The organism is Bacteroides rodentium JCM 16496, from assembly GCF_000614125.1.
Lineage (GTDB): Bacteria > Bacteroidota > Bacteroidia > Bacteroidales > Bacteroidaceae > Bacteroides > Bacteroides rodentium.
Genome location: NZ_BAKJ01000006.1, coordinates 139,938 through 160,645 on the forward strand (window position 1 = coordinate 139,938; position 20,708 = coordinate 160,645).

Consider the following 20,708-nt stretch of genomic DNA (forward strand, 5'->3'; position numbering starts at 1 on the left):
ACTTCCTTTTTGCTGGAAAAGCAGAAAGAAAGTGAGGGGGAAATTAAAAATAGAGAAGTTGCCTTGTTGGAATTTACTTTCCGTTTATAGAAGATTATTTACCTTCCTCGATAGTACAAATGCTGACACGGTTCCAGTCCGGTTCGGAGAACATATCGCCAATTCCTTGTCCTTCGGCGGTAATGCGGGTATCATTGATTTTGTATTTTCTTACAAGTATGCTCTTCACTGCTTCGGCACGTGCTTTTGCCAGTTTCTCATTGAAAGCAAGGTTACCTTCGGGAGAAGCATATCCTTTGATGATGACTTTGGCTTCAGGATGTTTCTTCATGTAAGTAGCTACACGTTCTACATTAGGTAATTGAGAGGCATCAACCACCGACTTTCCTTGCCTGAAAGTAATAATAGATTCCGGAATGCGATTGGTCTTTACTACAGTTTCTATATTGGCGGCTTGGGTTCTACATTCGGCCAGTTCCCTTTGCAAGTTGTTTGCTTGCTGTACGGCATTGTTTAGCCGCATGTCTTTGTCGTTCAATTGTGACCGCAGGTCGTTGACTGCATCATTCAGTTCCTCTACTTCTACCGGATCGTAAGGTTTCACGGTTGTGAAATGGTGTGAGCCGTTACTGCACATGAAATGGTAGGTTAATCCGGCGGTCAGTTCGAAAGTTGCATTGTTAGCGTTGAAACGGCTTTTTGCTTTGTTGAAGTCTCCCTGCATGTCATATACGATGGCCGGTTTGATGCCGAGTGTCCATGCTTTTTCCTCACCTAGGTTGAAGTTCAAGTTTAGGCCAAGGCGTGTAGACCAGGAGTTTGTATCACCGGGGCCATTCTGATAGTAATGTAGCCAGCCGATACCCGTCAGAGTCTCGATTTCAAAAACGCGTGGTTCGCCCATATAGCCTCCAAAAAGATTCATTAGGTTGACTCTGCCGAGTAAGCTTACTTCGGAGGCATCAAATGCAGTCTTGCTGGCTGAGGTATTTACATATCCCATGCCTTGAATACCCAGACCGAATATGGGAGTAAGTTGTTTTCCAATCCCGAATCCGAAGGCCGGTCGGGCATTTCTTAAGAAGGAACTGTGGGTCAAAGGGGTTACAGCACCGGCTTTCAATTCAATGGACCAGTTATCACCAGGGCGTGTACCTTCAAGGGCCGTACGGTCATTTTGCGCATGCATGGTAAGAATACCCATGCTTAGTGCTAGAATAAAGATAGATTTTTTCATAATTAAATAAATTAATAGTAATACAATAAATATGTCACACATGTGGTATTGTCAGTTGTGTAGTTATGATTGTATATAATCTAATGAATTACTTTGTCATAACCTTTGTTTAAAAAACAGTTCGTTAAATAGGATGGTTCGAAAAACAGAAACGGATTTAACATCTATTTAAGAAGTCATAGGCTGCTAGATACTTGTGTTAGCGGTGAAAATACATCCTGGATATATAAGGTGGAATTTTGGGGATTTATGTATAACGGCATCAAATATAACTTTATATACACATGCGTTTTTTAACACAAATATCTGTTGGAATGACAAATATTCATCAAACAAATATTCTTTTGATGCTGTTTTTTTATGAAGTATCAAACTATAGTATTAATTAAAAAACTGACGATTATGAAAAAATTAAGTTTAGCAGAGCTTAAGGGCAGAGTGTCTTGGGGCAGTGTTTTGGGTGGTGTCATGACTGTATTGGCAATATCCGTGTTGTTGTCTATTCTAAATTCGAGTATAGGATTGTTTATGTTTGAGCCGCTATCCGAGCATCCTACGTCTGGTATAGGTACTGCCGTAGGGATTGGTTCTGCCGTCATTCTGATTGCTGGTATGGCTGCAGGTGGTTTTGTTGCTGGGAAATTGGCCGGTATGGACGGAGTGATACACGGATTTTTGGTTTGGGCCACCACGTTGATTGTTGTCGTTGTATTAGGTGCTTTTTTAGCTGCTGGTGCGGTGAAAATGACTGCAAATACACTTGGAGCTGTTTCATCAGTTACGGGCAGTGTCTTATCCGGAGCAGGCAATGCTGTCGGAAGTGGTATTTCTGTATTGTCTGAAGAAGCGGAAGAGGTATTTGGTAGGATCAATTTCAATGCGACTCTAAAAGAAGAAAACATACCGCAGAATATACGTACTGCACTTGTCAAGAGCAATGTGAAAGAATTACAGCCGGACTATCTTAAGAAGCAATTGGAGGAGGTAAAGGATGATTTAAGTAAATCTGTCAAGGCTATTATTGCTTCTCCTCAGGAAACGGATGAGGCGATTAATAGTTTTTTGGAACGTTTGAAACAACGTGTGGAAAATCTTAGCCAAAGTATAGACCGGGATGATTTGGCTAAGGTTATAGTCAACAATACCAATATGTCCAAACAAGAAGTAGACAAAACAGTCGAACAGTATATGAATCTGATAGATAATGCACATATAGAAGTCGAAAAACAGATAGACAATTTGGAAATGGAACTACAAAAAGCAGTACAAGAATGGAAAGAACTCAAACACAAAGCACTGGTGGCTGCTGATAAAGCAGCGGATGCAGCTGCGCGGTCTGCTTTGATTTCATTTTTCGCTCTTTTGTTCGGGGCTATATTATGTTGTGCCGCCGGTGCTTGTGGCAGTAGAAAAACACAAGAAAGAGTAGATATCTGATGACTGGAAAATATCAAGTAGGAAATATTACAAAAGAAAGCCAACTAATTCATCTCGAGTTAGTTGGCTGATTTTGGAATGTCTTCTTATTATTAATAATCACTCTTCCGGCTTTTTATTGAATTTGCTTGGACTTACATTGTAATACTTCTTGAATACTTCGCGAAAGTATTTTGCATCCGAGAATCCAACCATGTCGGCAATCTCAGTTATTGTATATTTGTCTTGTTTCAATAATTGTGTGGCGTGTTGCAAACGTATCATCCGGATATAATCAGCTGGAGCATAGCCGGTCAATGCCTTTAATTTGTTGAAGAAGCTTGTACGACTCATGTGATGCAAACTGCTGAGCATGTCCACATTGAAGTCCGGATTTCCCAGGTTGTTCTCTATGCATTCTTTGACAGAGGCAATGAACTTCCAATCCAAGGAATTGGTGCAGTTGGCAGGAAGATTTTGTTCTTTATCTTCAATGCAGTTATAAACCTGGCGGAGCAAAGCACGATTTGTAAGTATGTTCTTAACCGTTGCCTTGAGTATTCCTACACTAAAGGGTTTGGTGATGTAGGCATCCGCTCCGATTTCCAGTCCTTCAAGCATATTTTTCTCATCTCCCAGGGCAGTCAACAAAATGACCGGAATATGGGATATTTCAAGATCACCTTTTATAATCGAACATAGTTCGTCCCCGCCCATTTCGGGCATCATTATGTCGGATATGACAAGAGCCGGGTTAAATTCCCGTATTATAACAAGAGCCTCTTTCCCATTTGGACAAGACTGGACATAATAACCCGTTTTGAACATGTCAATAAGATAATTGCGTAAATCATCATTGTCCTCTACTATCAGGATACGTTGTAAAGTGCCGTTTGCTTGAGATGTTTCCATGGGTGGTAATTCTGAAGTATCACTACTAGGTATGGTAGTCTCCGAACACTCGTCCAATGTCTTGGGAGAAATGAATTTTGCTTTATGGAGATGGCTGTTTCCTTTCGGAAAGGTAATTTGCACACATGTACCTTGATGTTCGGTACTCTGGATCTGAATCCTGCCTTTATGTAATCTGACCAGTTTGTATACCAACATCAGCCCGATTCCACTGCCCGTTACTTTCAGATTGATAACATTGCTTCCTCGAAAATAGTTCTTGAACAATTTCTTCTGTTCGCATGAGGGAATGCCGATTCCTGTATCTTTCACCTCAATGCTCCAGGAGTCTCCTTCCTCGCAGGCATAAATACGTATACTTCCACCTTCAGGTGTATACTTCAATGCATTTGACAGGACATTTTTTAATATGGATCCCATCTTGTCGCTGTCAAACCACACATTCAGATAATCAAAGTTACTTTCATAAACAAATCTGACATGTTTCATTTCGGCATATTTGCGGAAAGTGGCGCAAATATTGTTCATATAATGGTTCAGTTCGTATTCGGAAACGTAAAGGGTGGAAGAATATACATCTATCCGTTCAAAATTTATCAGGTTGGTTGTCAGTTGAAGTAATGCATTCACGTTTTTAAGCGCCATATTTACATGGGGCAATGCTTGTTCCGGCACTATGCGGCTTTCTACGACCTCTTCTAGTGGAGCCTTTATTAATGTGAGCGGAGTACGTATATCATGGGCCGTATTGATGAAAAAACGGGTCTTTTCATCTGAAACCTTCTTCTGTTTGTGCAACATGATGATACGGAATATGATGCCCGTAATCAGTACCAGCAGGATTGCATATCCGGTCATAGCCCAAACACTGGCCCACGCAGGAGGTGTTATGACAATCTGAATACTTCGTGTCTCATAGGTCTTGTACTTTTCCTCATTGGATATGGCACGAATCTGTAACGTATAACTGCCGGGAGGCAGGTTTCTTACAACAATCCGGTTGTCCAGGCTCGGGCGGCTCCATTCTTTATGAAAACCGTCAATCTTCCATGAATAAAGAATGTTGGAAGGATAATCATAATTAATGGAAGCTACGTCAAGAGAAAAAGAGTTTTGTCCATAGGCTAGTTCCAGCCGCTCAGTCTCATCAATATCCTTCTCCAGTGGAGAACCCTCATCACCTGGATAAACGGATGATAGGCTATCATGAAATCGCGCAGTAACAGACGTGAGTAATGCGGTTCTGGTATCTGTATGTCTATCGGAAATCTGACAGCTCCGTCATTTCCACCAAAAACAAGTGTATTCTTGCTATAAGTTGTTGCAGAGCCGGTATTGAAATTGACACTCATCAACCCTTGTTCTCGTGTCCAATTGCGGAAGGAATGTTCTTTGGGAGAATAAATGGTAATTCCGTTTTCCGTACCCATGAGGAAACTCCCGTCTTGACGTGGAAGAATTGTATAGATATTGTCGGAAATCAATGCGCAGTTGTCTGTACGGTACTGATGAATGAACTTCTTTTTACTGATGTCATATACAAGCAGCCCGGCTCCACGGGTACCGATATATAGGATACCGTCGTCCCTCTGGTGCAAAGAGCATATATAGGGGGATTCAACGGGCAGGTCGACATACTGGTAGATTCCCGATTTCTTGTCAAGTTGGTAGAGCCCCATTCTTGTACCGATCCACATCTGCCGGGTGTTTTTTTCCTGAATGGTAGTAATGGAGCTTACTCCCGGGTATAGGCGCACACTTCTAGTAGCAAGATTGATACGCTTCAAATGATAGTATCCGCCGGACCAGACATCACCGTCCGAATCTTTCTTGATGTCAAATATATATTGGTCGGGACGTACTCCTGCAATGGTAGCAGGAGAAAGATGGCTAATCTTAAATCCTTTCCTCTTTTCTATCTTGCAAATGCCTGACATAAAACCGCCGGCCCATATCACGCCAGGAGAGGCTTCACACAGCGCCAAAAAGATGTGATTCTCATCGTCCGGCACCGGCTCGAAGGAACTGAGGAATGAGCGCCATTCTTTTGTATCGGTCTGATAAAGGCTGATGCCGTTACTGGTCGCAAACCAGAGGTCACCGTCACTGTCTTCCAGTACATCATGAACCTGATCGTTCACCAGTGAAAAGCTGTTGCCAATGGAGTGTCTTATCAGGTCGTAACTTCCATAGCGGTTGTTACGGATGGTAATGCCGGTAGGATAATTGGCGAGCCAGATGCGTTCTTCCTCGTCCACATAAATATCATTGATGTTGTTTCCGTTCATTCCATTATAACTATCATAATCAGCTGTTATATAGGGCTCACTTATGCATGTATTCATATCTAGTTTATATACTCCCTTGCCACCTGTAGCTATTAGGAGCTCATGGGCGTTCAAGGCGACAATCTGGTTTATCTCTACATTATTGGGCGATTGGCAAGGGATGATTTTTCCTGCTCCTCCCACATCATATATAAGTACTCCCTCCTTATAGCTTCCCACAAACAGTTGTTTTGAAACGGCATGATAATAGAGTTCGTGTACCGGTGCGCTGATACTTTCCACCGCTTTATCAGGTATTATATTTAGTTTCCCTCTTTCTATTCCAGTATGGAACAGACCATTTCCTGTACCGATAAAGAAATGGTTGCCATCCGTCTGTTCAATGGCGGTTATTTCCCCGTTGACCGGGGTCGGCATATGTAAAGTTGTTCCGGTATGGATATCATACCATGTAACGCTATCTTTATAGCATAACCAGATGCGGTCATTCTTGTCCAGATAACCATAATTCAAAAATGCCTGCGATTTATTTCTGAGCAGTTCCGGGTGCACGTATACCAGTTCAAATTTATCATGCAGTGAATCATATCTGAAAATACGGCCTTTCTGACCGATTACCCATAATACATTTCCGCTGTCCATATAGAACCAATTTAAGGCAACCCGTGAGTCTAGTTTCATGCTGTCGTCCGAGAAGTTATAATGCTTGATATGTTTTCCGTCATAACGGTCTACTCCCTCTTGAGTCAGAAACCACATATATCCCCGTCGTCCTTTTTGGATATGATATATTTTTTGGTTACTCAGGCCATTTTCCAGTCCTATGTACTTATAAATCTGGCCCCTGCTTACGGAACTACTGATGAAAAAGAGAGTAAAAAGAAAAATTCGTCTAATGTTTAAAGATATTTTCATGTTTGTCGCAAAAGATTTAAAAACGTGTTTGCAAATTTATAGAATATTGGTTAAAATACCATTCGACAAATGAATTTTATTTTATTCTGGTTCATCCATTTGGCAATGATAACCCTTATAAGTAAATGATTAAACTAAATTTGAACGTCTACTTAACTGATATTTGTTGTGTATATGCTTTACTATTTGTTGTGAGGATAGGACTTTCAATCCGTTCAAGCTCTCCCAAAGAATTAAGATTCTGCTATTCACTTCTTTCTTTTATTAATCCAAGGGCTCTCCTGGATTCTTATTGCATATCGCATTAATCGGCTTTGGCAAATTTGAACAAGGAACCTTCTTCCAAAGGAGAACCTGTCTCTTTCAATCCTATTCATAGATTATTATAGGCGTGTCGCTGTTTCAGGATGATAGGCACGACAATTTGTTTCCTTGTAAAGCTTTTTGAAACTATCAAGATTGAGATGGTCAACAACAGTGTTGGCTATGCGGACCGGATTGTTGCGGCGATGTTCTCATCAATTCTTTATGAAAAAACGTTTGGTTGGGGATGTAAGGACGAAAATGTAACTTTGCTATAACGAAAAAATGAGGTCTAAAGTTACATGAACTTTGGGCAATAACAAAGCCCGGGCTTGGGAAAGTCTGGGCTTTGCGTATAAAAAAAGGTTGTGCTACGTTTTGACAACCTTATAGTGCCTGATAAAGGTGTCTGTCGTTTGAAAAACAATGGATTATCAGCATACTTGCTTTTTAGAATTTGTATCCATATCCCAACATGATTGCCATATTGTCATCTTTGGCGAACATAAACCTGGCTTCGGCATTCAGATAACTGCGCTCGGAGATGGGTAGTGTGATACCTCCTCCCAGGTTGAAAGCAAATTTTGTGGAGTTGCTCCGATCCATTTCCATTTCTTTCCCGTCTATTTCAACACTCTTTTTGCCATAGAAGTTGTTCTGCATACCGATACCGGCAAGAGGATAGACTGAAAATCCTTGACCGTCTTCTTTGAAGTTGAATACATAATGGAAATTCACGCTTACATCCAGTCCGGTAACTTTGTCTTTAGGAAAGTAGAACGTCACATCCGGAGCAATCCGAAGATTATTCGCTATCGCATAGCGTCCTTGTACTCCCAGGCCAAACCTTTCGTAGTTTGTCTGATAACCGACATTGCCCATCAAAGAGCCTTCACCTTTCACTGTCTGGGCGTTCATGCCCACTGATGCCAATGTAATCATGGCCAGCAAAAATAATTTTTTCATAATTAAGGCATTTAGTTAATAAAATGTTTCTTTAAAAGAAGAATAATCCTCTTTTAAGGTGTACAACAAATGTTTGATTACATTTGTTTGCTATATATTATTACATATATGAAAAATATGAATGTTAATGTGTAAGCTCTTTTCTTTAATTTTCATAAAGTGAAAAAATGATGTTAATTTCATGTTTATGTCTCGAACTATTTTTTTGAATACAGTGTTTTTTCAATATATGACAAAGGATAAGGTTAGTTGTATCTCGATTTTTTAGTTTGAAAAAGGAATATAATTATTGATATAACTAATTTGTAATCAATGTCTTATTTGATATAAAGGATTTATTTTATTTTATTTTTGAAATCTATAGCCATGAAAAGTCTAAGTTTTGATTTACGAGTCAGATTAATGGTTTGTTCTGTTATCGGAGCAATAGCATATTTGTTTTCAAGCAACTGCAGACAGATGAAATGATAGCAATATGCAAGATTGATTTTTTTTCTTTTTATTTGAAATAAGAGGATGATATATCTATCTATATATTTACATGTAAATTCAGAATCAAGTGTGTAACTTAAAAAAATTAGCCTATGTATTTTCTATGGTACATTATTATTGGAATTGTTGCCGGATTCATAGCCGGTAAACTTATGCGGGGCGGAGGTTTCGGTCTCCTTGTCAACTTGTTAGTGGGTGTCGTTGGTGGCGTTTTAGGCGGGTGGGTGTTCGGCCTGCTGGGAATTGCAACGACAGGCCTTCTGGGTAGCTTGGTGACTTCAATCGTGGGAGCTGTCGTACTACTGTGGATTGTTTCGTTGTTTAATAGCAGAAAGAAGATTGAACTTTAATTATTTTAACCATTTAAAAACAACTTAATTATGGAAAATAGAAATTCTAGTTTATGGATCGGCCTGGGAGTAGGTTCGGTCATCGGTGCTTTGGTTTATCGTTTCTCACGCACGTCGAAAGCAAAAAAATTGAAGGAAAAAGTATGTGACGCCTTTCATAAGATAACCGGTCAGGCAGAAGACATGCTGGATGAAGCCGGGGAAAAAGTGGCGGATACCGGAAAAGCCGTAGTGGATAAGGTAGCTGACAAAGCTTCCGAATTTGCCGGGAAAGCGGATGAATTTAAAGGCAAAGTGCATACAGTGGCTTCCGAGGTAAAAAAGTGAATTTGAACAAGTAACTTGTTGACTGCTCATACGCTTATGAAATGGGAAGAAAGCTTGAAACAATTGCCCGCCGATGGTGGAGGAAAAAATTATGAGAAACTGTACCGGATATCGTTGTTGGCATACCTCGAAGGATGCAGCGAGGAAAAAAGGAAAGCCCTCGAAGCATATCGCCTTTGTTGCAGCCGGTTGTTTGGGAACAGATGCATGCCGTCTATCGGAAACAGGGCAGAGAGGAAAAAGCTATGTGATGCGAACTGCCCTTACATAAGGAAGTATGAATTTGAGTTGTACAAGCTCGGCGGGTGTGTGGAAAGCACACCCGAATGAACCTAAATTTTTAACTCCAAATTGAAAAGATTATGTTTTATCATGTAAAAGACTTGCAGTTCAACGCCCGGGTTTCACAACCCGACCCACGCTTTGCACGTGTGATGCTTGAGGCATTCGGCGGTGCGAACGGAGAATTGAAATCTGCTTTGCAGTATTTCGTGCAGGCTTTCAGTTGCCATAATCCGTTTCCGGATAAATATGACATGCTGATGGATATCGCTACTGAAGAATTCGGCCATCTGGAGATTGTGGGAGCCACTATCCAGATGCTTCTGGGAAAGGTGAACGGAGAAATGAAGGATGCTCTTGAAGATACGCCCCTTCATACAATGATGTGTGGTAAATCTGCTAAAGAAGAGCTGATACATCAGGCGTTCACTAATCCACAATTCCTGGTGGGAGCTCCCGGAAGTCCGGCCTTGACAGACAGTAACGGAAATCCCTGGTGTGCCACCTATGTATCAGCCACAGCCGAACTGACTGTGGATCTCCGTTCCAATATGGCAGGAGAAGCTCGTGCCAAAATAGGTTATGAAAACCTTCTTCAGCTGACAGACGACCCTTTGGTAAAGGAGACACTCGGATTCTTGATGGCTCGTGAGGTGACACACTACCAGCAGTTTGAAGCTGCTTTGGAAACAATCCAGCCCAATTTTCCACCGGGAGTATTCCAAACTTCCCCCAAATACAGTAACCTATATTTCAATTTGTCGAAAGGTGGAGATGTCCGCGGGCCTTGGAATGAAGGCGAAAGTACACAACTGAAAGAGCGGTGGCAATATGTAGAAAAGTCGCTTGAAGAAGTGAGGAGTACCAACGGATTGCTGGATAGGGAGCCGGAAGGTACGGACCGTTCGGAAAAAAATATTGCCAAGAAAGAAGCGCATTTGTCTAAAGAACGTAGTGAACAGGTTTTGTCGGCTACTCCGGAGAAGAAGGCGTCTTGGTGCAAATATGAGTGAAATTGAAAGAAACACCGGCCTTTGGCTGTTGTAATTATTAATTATTAACCATAAACCATTTGATTATGAACAAGAAAACAGAAAAGAAACAGGAAGCGGTAAAGAACACGAAGAAGAGTGTTCAGACCAAAGAGTGTAAGTCTTCAACCGCATGCAAAAAAGCGGAGAAGAAGTAAGAGTTTGAAATCTTGAAATTTGTAAAGACTGTTCGGGAATGTAGTTTCCGGACAGTCTTAAGATGATTAAATTTGAATAGGTATGAAAAAGTTATTGTTTGCAATTTTGATATTGACACTGGTAGTGTCTTTCACTTCTTGTCGTGATAAGAAAGAGCGGAACAGGGCACAACACCAGGTTGAAAAAGTAAAAGAAGATATTAATGATGCGGCAGACAAAGTGTCTGATAAGGTTCAAGACGGTGCTGATGCTGTAAAGGACGCATGGAACGATGCGAAGAAAGATGTCAAGCAAGGTGCTGAGAAGGCCAAGAAGGAGATAAAGGAAGGATACAATGATTTGAAAAAAGAAGCAAGTAAGAAGCTTGATTGATTTTTGAATATGTATTTTTCTGTTAGTTGTAATATTTTGCATATAAATAGATTATGGTTGGATTTGTAATATGGATTGTAGGCTTGGTACTGACTATCAGGGCGGCTCTGGAAATATGGCGTATTCATGCGCCGGCAGAAAGAAGGCTGATAGCCATTATCCTGGTGGTTCTTACCAGTTGGGTAGGGTTGCTGTTCTACTACTTTTATGGTAAGTCCCGTATGCCACAGTGGTTGGGCGCTGGGTTCGAAGGGGCTTGACGGCTGTATCGCCATTTATGTTGACTGGAATATCTTAAAACAAAAATACATTGGTTGATAGTAGTGGCCTGAGCTGTTTTTGTTTTGAGCTGTAGAAAATCAGTAAAGTACTACCGTATACCGATAAAAAGTATAACAGTAGTACTTTATTATATAAGCTCCAATCAGCTGTCATTGTTTGGCCGCCGCCTCAATCTTTGTGGCGAAGGCTATTGCTGGCATCTAATGCGGTTTGCAACCTTTCCCAGTCGTCACAAAGCGCCTGCATGGACGGAAACAATAAATCTGCTCCGGCATCCAGTAATACCTGCCTGTCCAGCGGACCGGTATTGACTGCCACAGTGAATATGCCGGCTGCTGTTCCGGCTTGTACCCCGATAGGTGCATTTTCCACAACTATAGCTTCGTTGGCTTGTACCCCTGCCTTTTCCAGTCCCATCAGATAAGGTTCGGGATGGGGTTTCCCATATTTCACATCAAAGGCGGTCACCATGTGGTCGGGCTGAAACATACCGGGGAAGTTGTGGGCAAGGCGGCTCAGCAGGGAGTGTTGGCCCGATCCGGTGACAAGTACCGGAACAAGTCCTGCCGCTTTTACCTTTTGTAGTACTTCCCAAGCGCCCGGCATACGCTCCGGTTCCGGGTGGGTACTGAATTCGGCGCTTTTCTCTGCATAGATGTTTTCTATCATCTCGGGAGTGGCATCCTTGCCATATTGGCGTTGGTAAACGATGTTGATGGTAGCGGCCCCGGTACGCCCCTCGTGCATGTACGCCTCTTCACGGCTCAGGTGCAGGCCGTGGCGTTCCATCACCTTGTGCCAGGCATCAGCATGGTAGGGCATGGAGTTGAACAGTACGCCGTCCATGTCAAAAAGAACAGCTTTCAATTGGATGTTGGGATGCCCGTGCTTTTCTAGATAACGGGCGATAGAGTTTTCGAACACTTGGTAGATTGAGGATTAAAAATTAAGAAATGCAGGGTAAATAAATTGAGAGTTGAAAATCGGGAAACAGCTTTTCATTGCGCTTGTTGCACAGCCATTTCTCAATTTTCAACTCTCAATTCTTAATTTATCAAAGTCTTGCCTGGATAGCTTTGGACTCTTCTTCGTAGCCGGGCTTGTTCAGCAATGCAAACATATTCTTCTTGTATGCTTCCACACCCGGTTGGTTGAACGGATTGACTCCCAAAATATAACCGCTGATGCCGCAAGCCTTTTCGAAGAAGTAGAGCAGACCTCCGATGCTTTCTTCATTCAGCGCGGGGATAACGATGCGCATGTTGGGTACACCACCGTCCACGTGGGCAAGCTGTGTTCCCAATTCGGCCATCTTGTTCACTTCGTCCACGTGCTTGCCTGCCAGGAAGTTCAGTCCGTCGAGGTTGGCTTCGTCCGAAGGTACCTGCAGGGAGTGCTGTGTCTTCTCCACTGAGATGACAGTTTCGTAGATGGTACGTTCGCCTTCCTGAATCCATTGTCCCATGGAGTGCAGGTCGGTGGAGAAATCTACGGCAGCAGGGAAGATACCCTTGTTTTCCTTACCTTCGGATTCACCGTAAAGTTGCTTCCACCATTCGCTTACGTAGTGCAGTTTGGGGTTGTAGTTTACTAGGATTTCAATTTTCTTGCCGTTCTTGTAGAGTTCGTTACGCGTAGCAGCATAGATGGCAGCGGGATTCTCTGCAAACGGAACGTCGATGCCGCAAGCTTTTTCCATGGCAACTGCGCCTGCCACCAGTTTCTCAATGTCGAAACCTGCCACGGCGATGGGCAGCAAGCTACCGGAGTCAGTACGGAGAAACGTCCGCCTACGTTATCGGGGATGATGAAGGATTTGTAGCCTTCGTTGTCAGCCGTTACGCGGGCAGCGCCTTTCTTGGCATCGGTGATGGCAACGATAACCTTCTTTGCCATATCCTTGCCGCGTTGGTCTTCGCATTGCTTTTTCAGCAGACGGAACGCCAGGGCTGTTTCAGTAGTGGTACCGGATTTGGAGATGTTGATAACACCGAATTTCTTGTCTTTCAAGTATTCGGTAAGTTCATATAGATAATCTTCACCGATGTTGTGTCCTGCATACAGAATGACCGGAGCCGTTTTCTTTTCTTGCAACCAGGTGAAGCTGTTTGACAAAGCCTCTATCACCGCACGTGCACCGAGGTAACTTCCGCCAATGCCGGCAACTACTACTACTTCGCAGTTGTCACGCAACGTCTGTGCAGTAGCCTTCAGGTCGGCCAGGTGCTCTTTAGTGATGGAAGAGGGGAGGTGCAACCAGCCCAAGAAGTCGTTGCCCTTACCGGTACCATTCTCTAATGCTTCCTGTGCAGCCTTTACCTGGGTTTCATAGGCGAAAACGTTTTCTTTGGAGATGAATCCAAGAGTCTTTTCAATGTTCAAACTAATCATAATATTCAATGTTTTAAATTCAGTATTTCGTTTTATCTTTTTCCGCGCTTACCGGAATGAATCAGTAAGCAGCTTGATTTCAATCGTCGGCGAGATGCGCTCGTACAGAATGTTGTATACTGCATCTACAATAGGCATGTTGACATGATAATGCTTGTTGATTTCCTTGATACATTTTGTACCGTAGTACCCTTCGGCGATCATTTCCATTTCAATCTGCGCGCTTTTCACGGAGTATCCCTTGCCAATCATCGTACCGAATGTACGGTTACGGCTGAAATTGGAGTATCCCGTCACCAGCAGGTCACCTAAATAAACAGAATCATTCACGTTTCTGTTCAAGGGGTTCACCGTTTGCAGGAATCTGTCCATTTCCTGTATGGCATTGGACATGAGCACAGCCTGAAAGTTGTCGCCATATTTCAGACCACTGCAGATGCCGGCTGCAATGGCATATACATTTTTCAGTACCGAACTGTATTCGATGCCTGAAACATCGTTGCTGACAGATGTCTTGATGAATGAACTGGCCAGCTTGCGGGCAATGGTGCAGGCCTTGTCGGTGTCGGGACAGCCGATGGTCAGATAAGAAAGGCGTTCCAGAGCCACTTCTTCCGCATGGCAGGGACCTGCCAATACAGCGATATTTTCAGCCGGGACGCCATATTCCTTGGTGAAATATTCCGAGACAATCATGTTGTCATCGGGCACGATGCCTTTGATGGCGGTGATGATGAACTTATCTTTAATCTTAGTCTTCAGCTTCTTCAAGTGAGCTTTCAGATAGGGGGAAGGTGTAACGAAGATGAGCGTATCAGATTCTTTCACGACATCATTGATGTTGGAGTTGAAGTTGATACGCTTGGTGTCAAATTTGACGCCCGTCAGGTAGGCAGGGTTATGGCCAAGCCGTTTGAAGTCGGCAATACGGTCATCTCGCCGCATATACCAGTTTATCGACTCCGCTTGAGCCAATACCATTTTGGCAATGGCGGTTGCCCAACTTCCTCCGCCCATGATGGCTATCTTACCGGGTAGTTTCATATCGAAATTAATAATTAAAAACTAAAAATTAAAAGGGGGGTGAAGGAGTGCCTTCACCTTCCTCCTATCTTTAATTTTGCCTATTTAATTCTTTAATTTTTAATTCTTAATTCTTCCGACCCAGTCAGCAACTTCGTTTACGGTCGGGTTTGCCAGTTCCAATTTGTATTTTTTGTTGATGCCGCAGATGTCCATGTGGAGCTTTTGCGGATTCACATCTTTCATGTCACTCACCAGGTTGTAGCCGGCCTTCTGGATGACGGGTACCCAATCTTCGGGGATACCCAGTTCCGTGTATCGTGCGGGAACATCTTTGGGGATAACTTTTTCCGGACGCATCTGCGGGAAGAAAAGCACTTCCTGGATGAATGATTCGCCCGTCATCAACATTGTCAGACGGTCGATACCGATACCGATGCCCGATGTGGGAGGCATACCGTATTGCAATGCTTTCAAGAAGTCCTGGTCGATGAACATCGCTTCGTCGTCTCCCTTTTCGCTCAAGCGAAGCTGGTCTTTGAAGCGTTCTTCCTGGTCTATCGGATCGTTCAGCTCGCTGTAGGCATTGGCAAGTTCCTTGCCGTTCACCATCAGCTCGAAGCGTTCGGTCAGTCCCGGCTTGCTGCGGTGCATCTTGGTCAGCGGGCTCATCTCTACGGGATAGTCGGTGATGAAGGTGGGCTGTATGAAAGTACCTTCGCAGAATTCTCCGAAGATTTCATCAATCAGCTTGCCCTTGCCCATGGTGTCGTCAATCTCCATATTCAGTTCCTTGCACACCTGGCGGATTTCGTCCTCACTCTTGCCTTCGAGGTCGTATCCGGTCTTTTCCTTGATGGCTTCCAGGATGGGCAGACGGCGGTAGGGAGCTTTGAAGCTGATGGTCTTGCCGTCTATCTCGGTTTCTGTGCAGCCGTTTACGGCGATACAGATGCGTTCCAGCAATTTCTCCGTAAAGCTCATCATCCAGTTGTAGTCCTTGTACTGCACGTACAGCTCCATACAAGTGAATTCCGGGTTATGGTTCTTGTCCATACCTTCGTTACGGAAGTTCTTGCCTATTTCATATACACCTTCGAATCCGCCCACAATCAGTCGCTTCAAGTAAAGCTCGGTGGCGATGCGCAGGTAGAGGTCCATGTCCAGGGAATTGTGGTGTGTGATGAACGGACGGGCGCTTGCTCCGCCGGGGATGGATTGCAGGATGGGAGTTTCCACTTCCGTATATCCGGCTTCGTCCAGCACGGCACGCATGGTCTTGATGACGGTGGCACGCTTCAGGAATTTTTCTTTCACGCCGTCGTTCACGATAAGGTCTACATAACGCTGGCGGTAGCGGAGTCGGGGTCTTCGAAAGAATCGTAAGCCACGCCGTCCTTATATTTCACGATAGGCAGGGGCTTGATGCTCTTTGCAAGTACGGTCAGCTTCTTGGCATGGATGCTGATTTCGCCCATCTGGGTACGGAATACGAATCCTTCGATGCCGATAAAGTCGCCTAAATCGAGCAAACGTTTGAACACGGTGTTGTACATCTCCTTGTCCTCGTCCGGACAGATGTCATCGCGGGTGATATATACCTGGATGCGTCCTTTGGAGTCCTGCAATTCGATGAAGGATGCTTTGCCCATGATACGGCGGCTCATGATACGTCCGGCAACGGACACTTGGCGAGGCTCTGCGTCGTCGTTGAATTCAGCTTTAATATCGGTAGAGAAAGCATTTGTTACATACTCTGCTGCGGGATAAGGTTCGATGCCCATCGCGCGAAGTTCATTCATGCTGTTGCGACGAATGATTTCTTGTTCACTTAGTTCTAATACGTTCATTTCGCTATATTTCACTCAATTTGGGTACAAAAGTACGAAACATTTTTCAGATAGCGAACCTTTTGACGGAAAATACGTACCTTTGCATCCGGTAAAAAGAAATAGGTATATAGTATGACAGCACAAAAGACACCCACAGCGCTGGGTACGGAGAGCATAGGAAAGCTCTTGATGCAATATGCCGTTCCGGCAATCATTGCCATGACGGCATCCTCTTTATATAATATGGTAGACAGTATTTTCATCGGTCATGGAGTGGGCACGATGGCTATTTCAGGATTGGCTTTGACTTTTCCGTTGATGAATCTGGCTGCGGCTTTCGGTTCGTTGGTGGGGGTGGGAGCTTCCACGCTGATCTCTGTCAAGCTGGGGCAGAAGGACTATGACACGGCACAGCGTGTGCTGGGTAATGTCTTTGTGCTGAACATAGTGCTGGGATTGGCTTTTACTGTCATAGTCATGCTCTTTCTCGATCCGATTCTTTACTTCTTCGGGGGCAGTGACCAGACGGTGGGCTATGCCAGGGATTACATGCAGATTATCCTTCTGGGAAATACCGTGACCCATCTCTATCTGGGGCTGAATGCCGTGTTGCGTTCTTCGGGGCATCCGCAAAAGGCGATGTATGCCACCATAGCTACGGTGGTTGTCAATACCATACTCGACCCGGTGTTTATTTATGGTTTCGGTTGGGGCATACGTGGTGCTGCCATCGCTACTATCGTGGCGCAAGTCATCTCTTTGACATGGCAGCTCAAGCTGTTCGGCAATAAGGATGAGCTGTTGCATTTCCATCGGGGTATTTTCCGTCTGAGGCGTAAGATTGTATTCGATTCACTTGCCATCGGCATGTCTCCTTTCTTAATGAACATGGCTGCCTGCTTCATCGTTATCCTTATCAATCAAGGATTGAAGAAGTATGGCGGCGACTTGGCTATCGGGGCTTTTGGCATAGTGAACCGTCTGGTTTTCATTGTCGTGATGATTGTGATGGGACTGAATCAAGGCATGCAACCCATTGCCGGATATAATTTTGGAGCGAAACTGTATGAACGGGTAAACAAGGTGCTGAAACTGACGATAATTTATGCCACGGCAGTGACCACTTTCGGTTTTCTTGTCGGCATGTTGCTACCGGACTTGGTGGTGGGCATCTTTACATCGGATGCGGAACTGACGGAGCTTTCGGCTACGGGACTGCGCATTACAGTAATGTTCTTTCCCATTATCGGTTTCCAGATGGTGACTTCCAACTTTTTCCAGAGCATAGGCATGGCAGGCAAAGCGATCTTCCTTTCCCTTACGCGGCAGATGCTGATTCTGCTTCCTTGTCTGCTTATTCTGCCGCACTTTTTTGGCGTGGCCGGGGTGTGGTATAGCATGCCGGTATCTGATTTGCTTGCAAGCTTGATAGCACTGGTGATGCTGGTTTGTCAATTCCGTAAGTTTAAGACTGCTGCAGCACATTAAAATAAAATTTTTTATATGCTTTCTGTAGATATTCCGTTAGAATATTTATATTTGCTATCTGCAAACTAATAGATGAACAAGCATATGGACAATAATTTTATAGTCAATATAGGCCGTCAGCTGGGTAGTGGCGGGCGGGAGATAGGCGAGAAGCTGGCTACCCGTCTGGGAATTGATTTTTATGATAAGGAGCTGATTAGGCTGGCTTCTGAAGAGAGCGGACTGTGTTGTGAGTTTTTTGAAAAAGCTGATGAGAAAGCTTCACAAGGCATTATTGGAGGACTCTTCGGCATGCGTTTCCCTTTTGTCAGTGACGGGGCTATCCCAGCCACGAATTGCCTGAGTAATGATGCTCTGTTCAAAGTGCAAAGTGACGTGATACGCCGATTGGCGGGGGAGAAGCCCTGTTTGTTCGTTGGACGTTGTGCCGATTATATTCTTCGGGATAATCCACGCTGTGTCAATGTTTTCATTTCCTGTTCCAATGAGGAGCGCATCAAACGCCTCTGCCGAATGCATTCCATTTCTGAGCGTGAAGCGGAGGAGATGATGAACAAAGCGGACAAGAAACGCGCCGAATACTATAACTACTACAGCTATAAAAAATGGGGGGCTGCCGAGACATATCATTTGTGCATCGATTCTTCTGTATTGGGCATTGATGCTACAGTGGATTTTATAGAAGAGTTCGTCAAGAAGAAACTGAAACTTTAAGAATTTAAAGATTAAGAATTAAAACTAAAGAAGGTGTGCCATTAACCGTTTTGACACACCTCTTTTAATTCCTTAATTCCTCCTACATCATTGTCAGCAATATCATCTGCCCCGCCAAGATGCGCAGGAACATTGTCAACGGATATACTGTAGAATAACCTACTGCCGGAGCGTCATTGCCCGATGTCTGGTTGGCATATGCCAATGCAGGAGGGTCTGTGTTGCTACCGGCAATCAGACCCATTAACGTGAAGTAGTTCACCTTGCAGTAGAAGCGGGCAATCATACCGATTATCAGCAAAGGAATAACGGTTATCAGGAAGCCATATCCCACGTACAGCAATCCGCTGCCTTCTACCACCGTCTGCACAAAATGCTCACCGGCTTCTATACCGACACTGGCAAGGAAGAGCACGATACCGATTTCACGCAACATCAAGTTGGCACTCATGGTGGTGTACGTCACAAGATGCATTTTGTGGCCGAAACGTCCGATGAGGATGGCCACTACCAGCGGCCCACCGGCCAGACCTAACTTAACTGGTGTCGGCATACCCGGGAATGCGATAGGCAGACTACCCAGCAGGATTCCCAAAAAGATTCCCACAAAAATAGTTACGATATTCGGAGTGTCCAAACGTTTCAACTGATTACCCAATACGCCGGCTACACGTTCTACGGCATCCTGCTGGCCTACCACCATTACGCGGTCACCTACCTGAAGTACCAGATTGGGATCGGCAAACAAGTCCATACCCGAACGGTTGATACGGGTTACATTTACACCGTACATGCTGCGGAAGTGGAGGCTTCCCAGCTTCTTGCCATTGATTTCGGACTTGGTGACGAGGATACGGCGGGAAACCATCGGAGTGTCCTGCTTTTCCCAGTCTACGTGTATTTCTTTTCCGATAAAGGCAGCCACCGCTTCGGCATCTTCTTCGGAACATACGATGAAGAGCTGGTCTCCTACGTGGAATATTGTTTCGTGATTGGGGATACTGACGTGCCCCTCGTGGCGTATGCGCGAACATACAAACGGACGTCCCAGGAAATCCTTTATCTGGAGCAGGGTCTTTCCGGAAATTGATTCATTGCGTACTTCAAGGTGAAGCATGTGCGGCTGATGCTTTACATCGGCTTCCTGCGTGTTGAGTTCCTGTTCCTCTTTCTTGAGGTTCACCCGGCAGATATAGCGGATGGCTATGATGGAACCTATGATACCTACCACACCAAGCGGATAGGCGCAGGCATATCCCAGTGCAATGGGGTCTCCCGTATAGTTTATCTGGTTCAGGGCTTCTTGTGCGGCACCCAGACCCGGAGTGTTGGTTACGGCACCGTAGAGAATACCTACTATCATTGGCAAGTCTATCCCTCCGTCAATGAAGTAGATGCTCAATGCTACTGCGATATTCAGCAACACGATGCCGACAGCAAGCATGTTCAGCCGCATACCCCCTTTCTTAAAAGAAGAGAAGAAGGAGGGCCCGACTTGCAGACCGATACAGAATACAAATAAAATCAAACCGAATTCGCGGATGAAATGCAAAATGTGTGTTTCGCCCGTGAAGCCAAAATGGCCCATCAGGATACCGGCAAAGAGGACAAATGTAACCCCCAACGATACCCCGAAAATCTTAATCTTACCCAGCAATACGCCCACAGATATTACGAATGCATACAAACAAACGATGTGAGCGACAGATGAAGGGTCCCATAGCAAGCTTTCTAACCAATTCATAGTACCTTATTAATATGTCGTTTTTTAAATTTCGCGCAAAATTACTTAATAAAAAGGAGGTGGCAAAGGCTTTGTGGTACTTTTTGCTATATCAACTTTGCAAAAGTAGAGTATGCTTCCGGTGAATACGCTGAATCCGTATGGACACGGAGTCATCTGTAAGTGCAATTTTCTCTAAAAAAAG

General features: G+C 44.2%; 14 protein-coding genes and 4 pseudogenes. 9 read left to right on the top strand and 9 right to left on the bottom strand.

Translation table 11 applies throughout. The annotated features are described in order from the left end of the window. Nucleotides 1–94 precede the first annotated feature (94 nt). Nucleotides 95–1,237 (bottom strand): OmpA family protein, encoded by a 1,143-nt coding sequence (locus JCM16496_RS04400; protein WP_025832556.1) that lies wholly within the window; start codon nt 1,235–1,237, stop codon nt 95–97. 402 nt (nt 1,238–1,639) lie between these two features. Between JCM16496_RS04400 and JCM16496_RS04405 the strand changes: the two genes are divergently transcribed. Beyond that, nucleotides 1,640–2,674 (top strand): hypothetical protein, encoded by a 1,035-nt coding sequence (locus JCM16496_RS04405; protein ID WP_025832558.1) that lies wholly within the window; start codon nt 1,640–1,642, stop codon nt 2,672–2,674. A gap of 99 nt (nt 2,675–2,773) precedes the next feature. Here JCM16496_RS04405 and JCM16496_RS04410 read toward each other — a convergent pair. From JCM16496_RS04410 to JCM16496_RS04415, 3 genes and pseudogenes are all read right to left on the bottom strand, one after another. Next, nucleotides 2,774–6,768, bottom strand: a pseudogene (locus tag JCM16496_RS04410) (hybrid sensor histidine kinase/response regulator transcription factor). 401 nt (nt 6,769–7,169) lie between these two features. Next, a pseudogene (locus JCM16496_RS21405) lies at nt 7,170–7,347 on the bottom strand (IS5/IS1182 family transposase); the annotation flags it as partial. A gap of 174 nt (nt 7,348–7,521) precedes the next feature. Further along, entirely contained in the window at nt 7,522–8,037 is a 516-nt protein-coding gene (locus tag JCM16496_RS04415; protein WP_025832560.1) for an outer membrane protein, read from the bottom strand. Nucleotides 8,038–8,621: 584 nt separating this feature from the next. Here JCM16496_RS04415 and JCM16496_RS04420 point away from each other — a divergent pair. The 6 genes from JCM16496_RS04420 to JCM16496_RS04450 all read left to right on the top strand — a co-directional run bounded on the left by JCM16496_RS04420 (nt 8,622) and on the right by JCM16496_RS04450 (nt 11,310). Continuing rightward, nucleotides 8,622–8,879, top strand: a complete 258-nt coding sequence (locus tag JCM16496_RS04420; protein WP_025832562.1) for a GlsB/YeaQ/YmgE family stress response membrane protein — start codon at nt 8,622–8,624, stop codon at nt 8,877–8,879. Nucleotides 8,880–8,909: 30 nt separating this feature from the next. Further along, nucleotides 8,910–9,206: a YtxH domain-containing protein gene (locus JCM16496_RS04425; protein ID WP_025832564.1), complete on the top strand. Its 297-nt coding sequence runs from the start codon at nt 8,910–8,912 to the stop codon at nt 9,204–9,206. A 36-nt stretch (nt 9,207–9,242) separates the two neighbouring features. Further along, nucleotides 9,243–9,536, top strand: coding sequence for a hypothetical protein (locus JCM16496_RS04430; RefSeq protein WP_025832566.1), 294 nt, complete (start codon nt 9,243–9,245; stop codon nt 9,534–9,536). A 32-nt stretch (nt 9,537–9,568) separates the two neighbouring features. Further along, complete coding sequence (locus tag JCM16496_RS04435; RefSeq protein ID WP_025832568.1) at nt 9,569–10,501, top strand: manganese catalase family protein; 933 nt, start codon at nt 9,569–9,571, stop codon at nt 10,499–10,501. A 258-nt stretch (nt 10,502–10,759) separates the two neighbouring features. After that, the gene (locus JCM16496_RS04445; protein WP_025832569.1) at nt 10,760–11,050 is read left to right on the top strand and encodes a YtxH domain-containing protein; all 291 of its coding nucleotides are present in this window, start codon (nt 10,760–10,762) and stop codon (nt 11,048–11,050) included. A 53-nt stretch (nt 11,051–11,103) separates the two neighbouring features. Further along, nucleotides 11,104–11,310: a hypothetical protein gene (locus tag JCM16496_RS04450; protein WP_025832571.1), complete on the top strand. Its 207-nt coding sequence runs from the start codon at nt 11,104–11,106 to the stop codon at nt 11,308–11,310. A gap of 190 nt (nt 11,311–11,500) precedes the next feature. On the opposite strand, the gene JCM16496_RS04455 is transcribed toward JCM16496_RS04450, so the two are convergent. From JCM16496_RS04455 to lysS, 4 genes and pseudogenes are all read right to left on the bottom strand, one after another. Next, a complete protein-coding gene (locus JCM16496_RS04455; RefSeq protein WP_025832573.1) occupies nt 11,501–12,256 on the bottom strand; it encodes an inorganic diphosphatase in 756 nt (251 codons plus the stop codon). A gap of 130 nt (nt 12,257–12,386) precedes the next feature. Next, nucleotides 12,387–13,723 (bottom strand): annotated as a pseudogene (locus JCM16496_RS04460) (glucose-6-phosphate isomerase). Between the two features lie 48 nt (nt 13,724–13,771). Continuing rightward, nucleotides 13,772–14,767, bottom strand: coding sequence for an NAD(P)H-dependent glycerol-3-phosphate dehydrogenase (locus JCM16496_RS04465; RefSeq protein WP_025832575.1), 996 nt, complete (start codon nt 14,765–14,767; stop codon nt 13,772–13,774). 99 nt (nt 14,768–14,866) lie between these two features. Continuing rightward, nucleotides 14,867–16,596: pseudogene (lysS, locus tag JCM16496_RS04470) on the bottom strand (lysine--tRNA ligase). 114 nt (nt 16,597–16,710) lie between these two features. Between lysS and JCM16496_RS04475 the strand changes: the two are divergent. Then, nucleotides 16,711–18,066, top strand: coding sequence for an MATE family efflux transporter (locus JCM16496_RS04475; protein WP_025832577.1), 1,356 nt, complete (start codon nt 16,711–16,713; stop codon nt 18,064–18,066). Nucleotides 18,067–18,150: 84 nt separating this feature from the next. Beyond that, nucleotides 18,151–18,780 (top strand): cytidylate kinase-like family protein, encoded by a 630-nt coding sequence (locus JCM16496_RS04480; RefSeq protein WP_025832579.1) that lies wholly within the window; start codon nt 18,151–18,153, stop codon nt 18,778–18,780. Between the two features lie 82 nt (nt 18,781–18,862). On the opposite strand, the gene JCM16496_RS04485 is transcribed toward JCM16496_RS04480, so the two are convergent. Continuing rightward, nucleotides 18,863–20,524 carry a putative transporter gene (locus tag JCM16496_RS04485; protein ID WP_016273012.1) on the bottom strand — a complete coding sequence of 554 codons (1,662 nt, stop codon included), beginning with the start codon at nt 20,522–20,524 and terminating at the stop codon, nt 18,863–18,865. Nucleotides 20,525–20,708 lie beyond the last annotated feature (184 nt).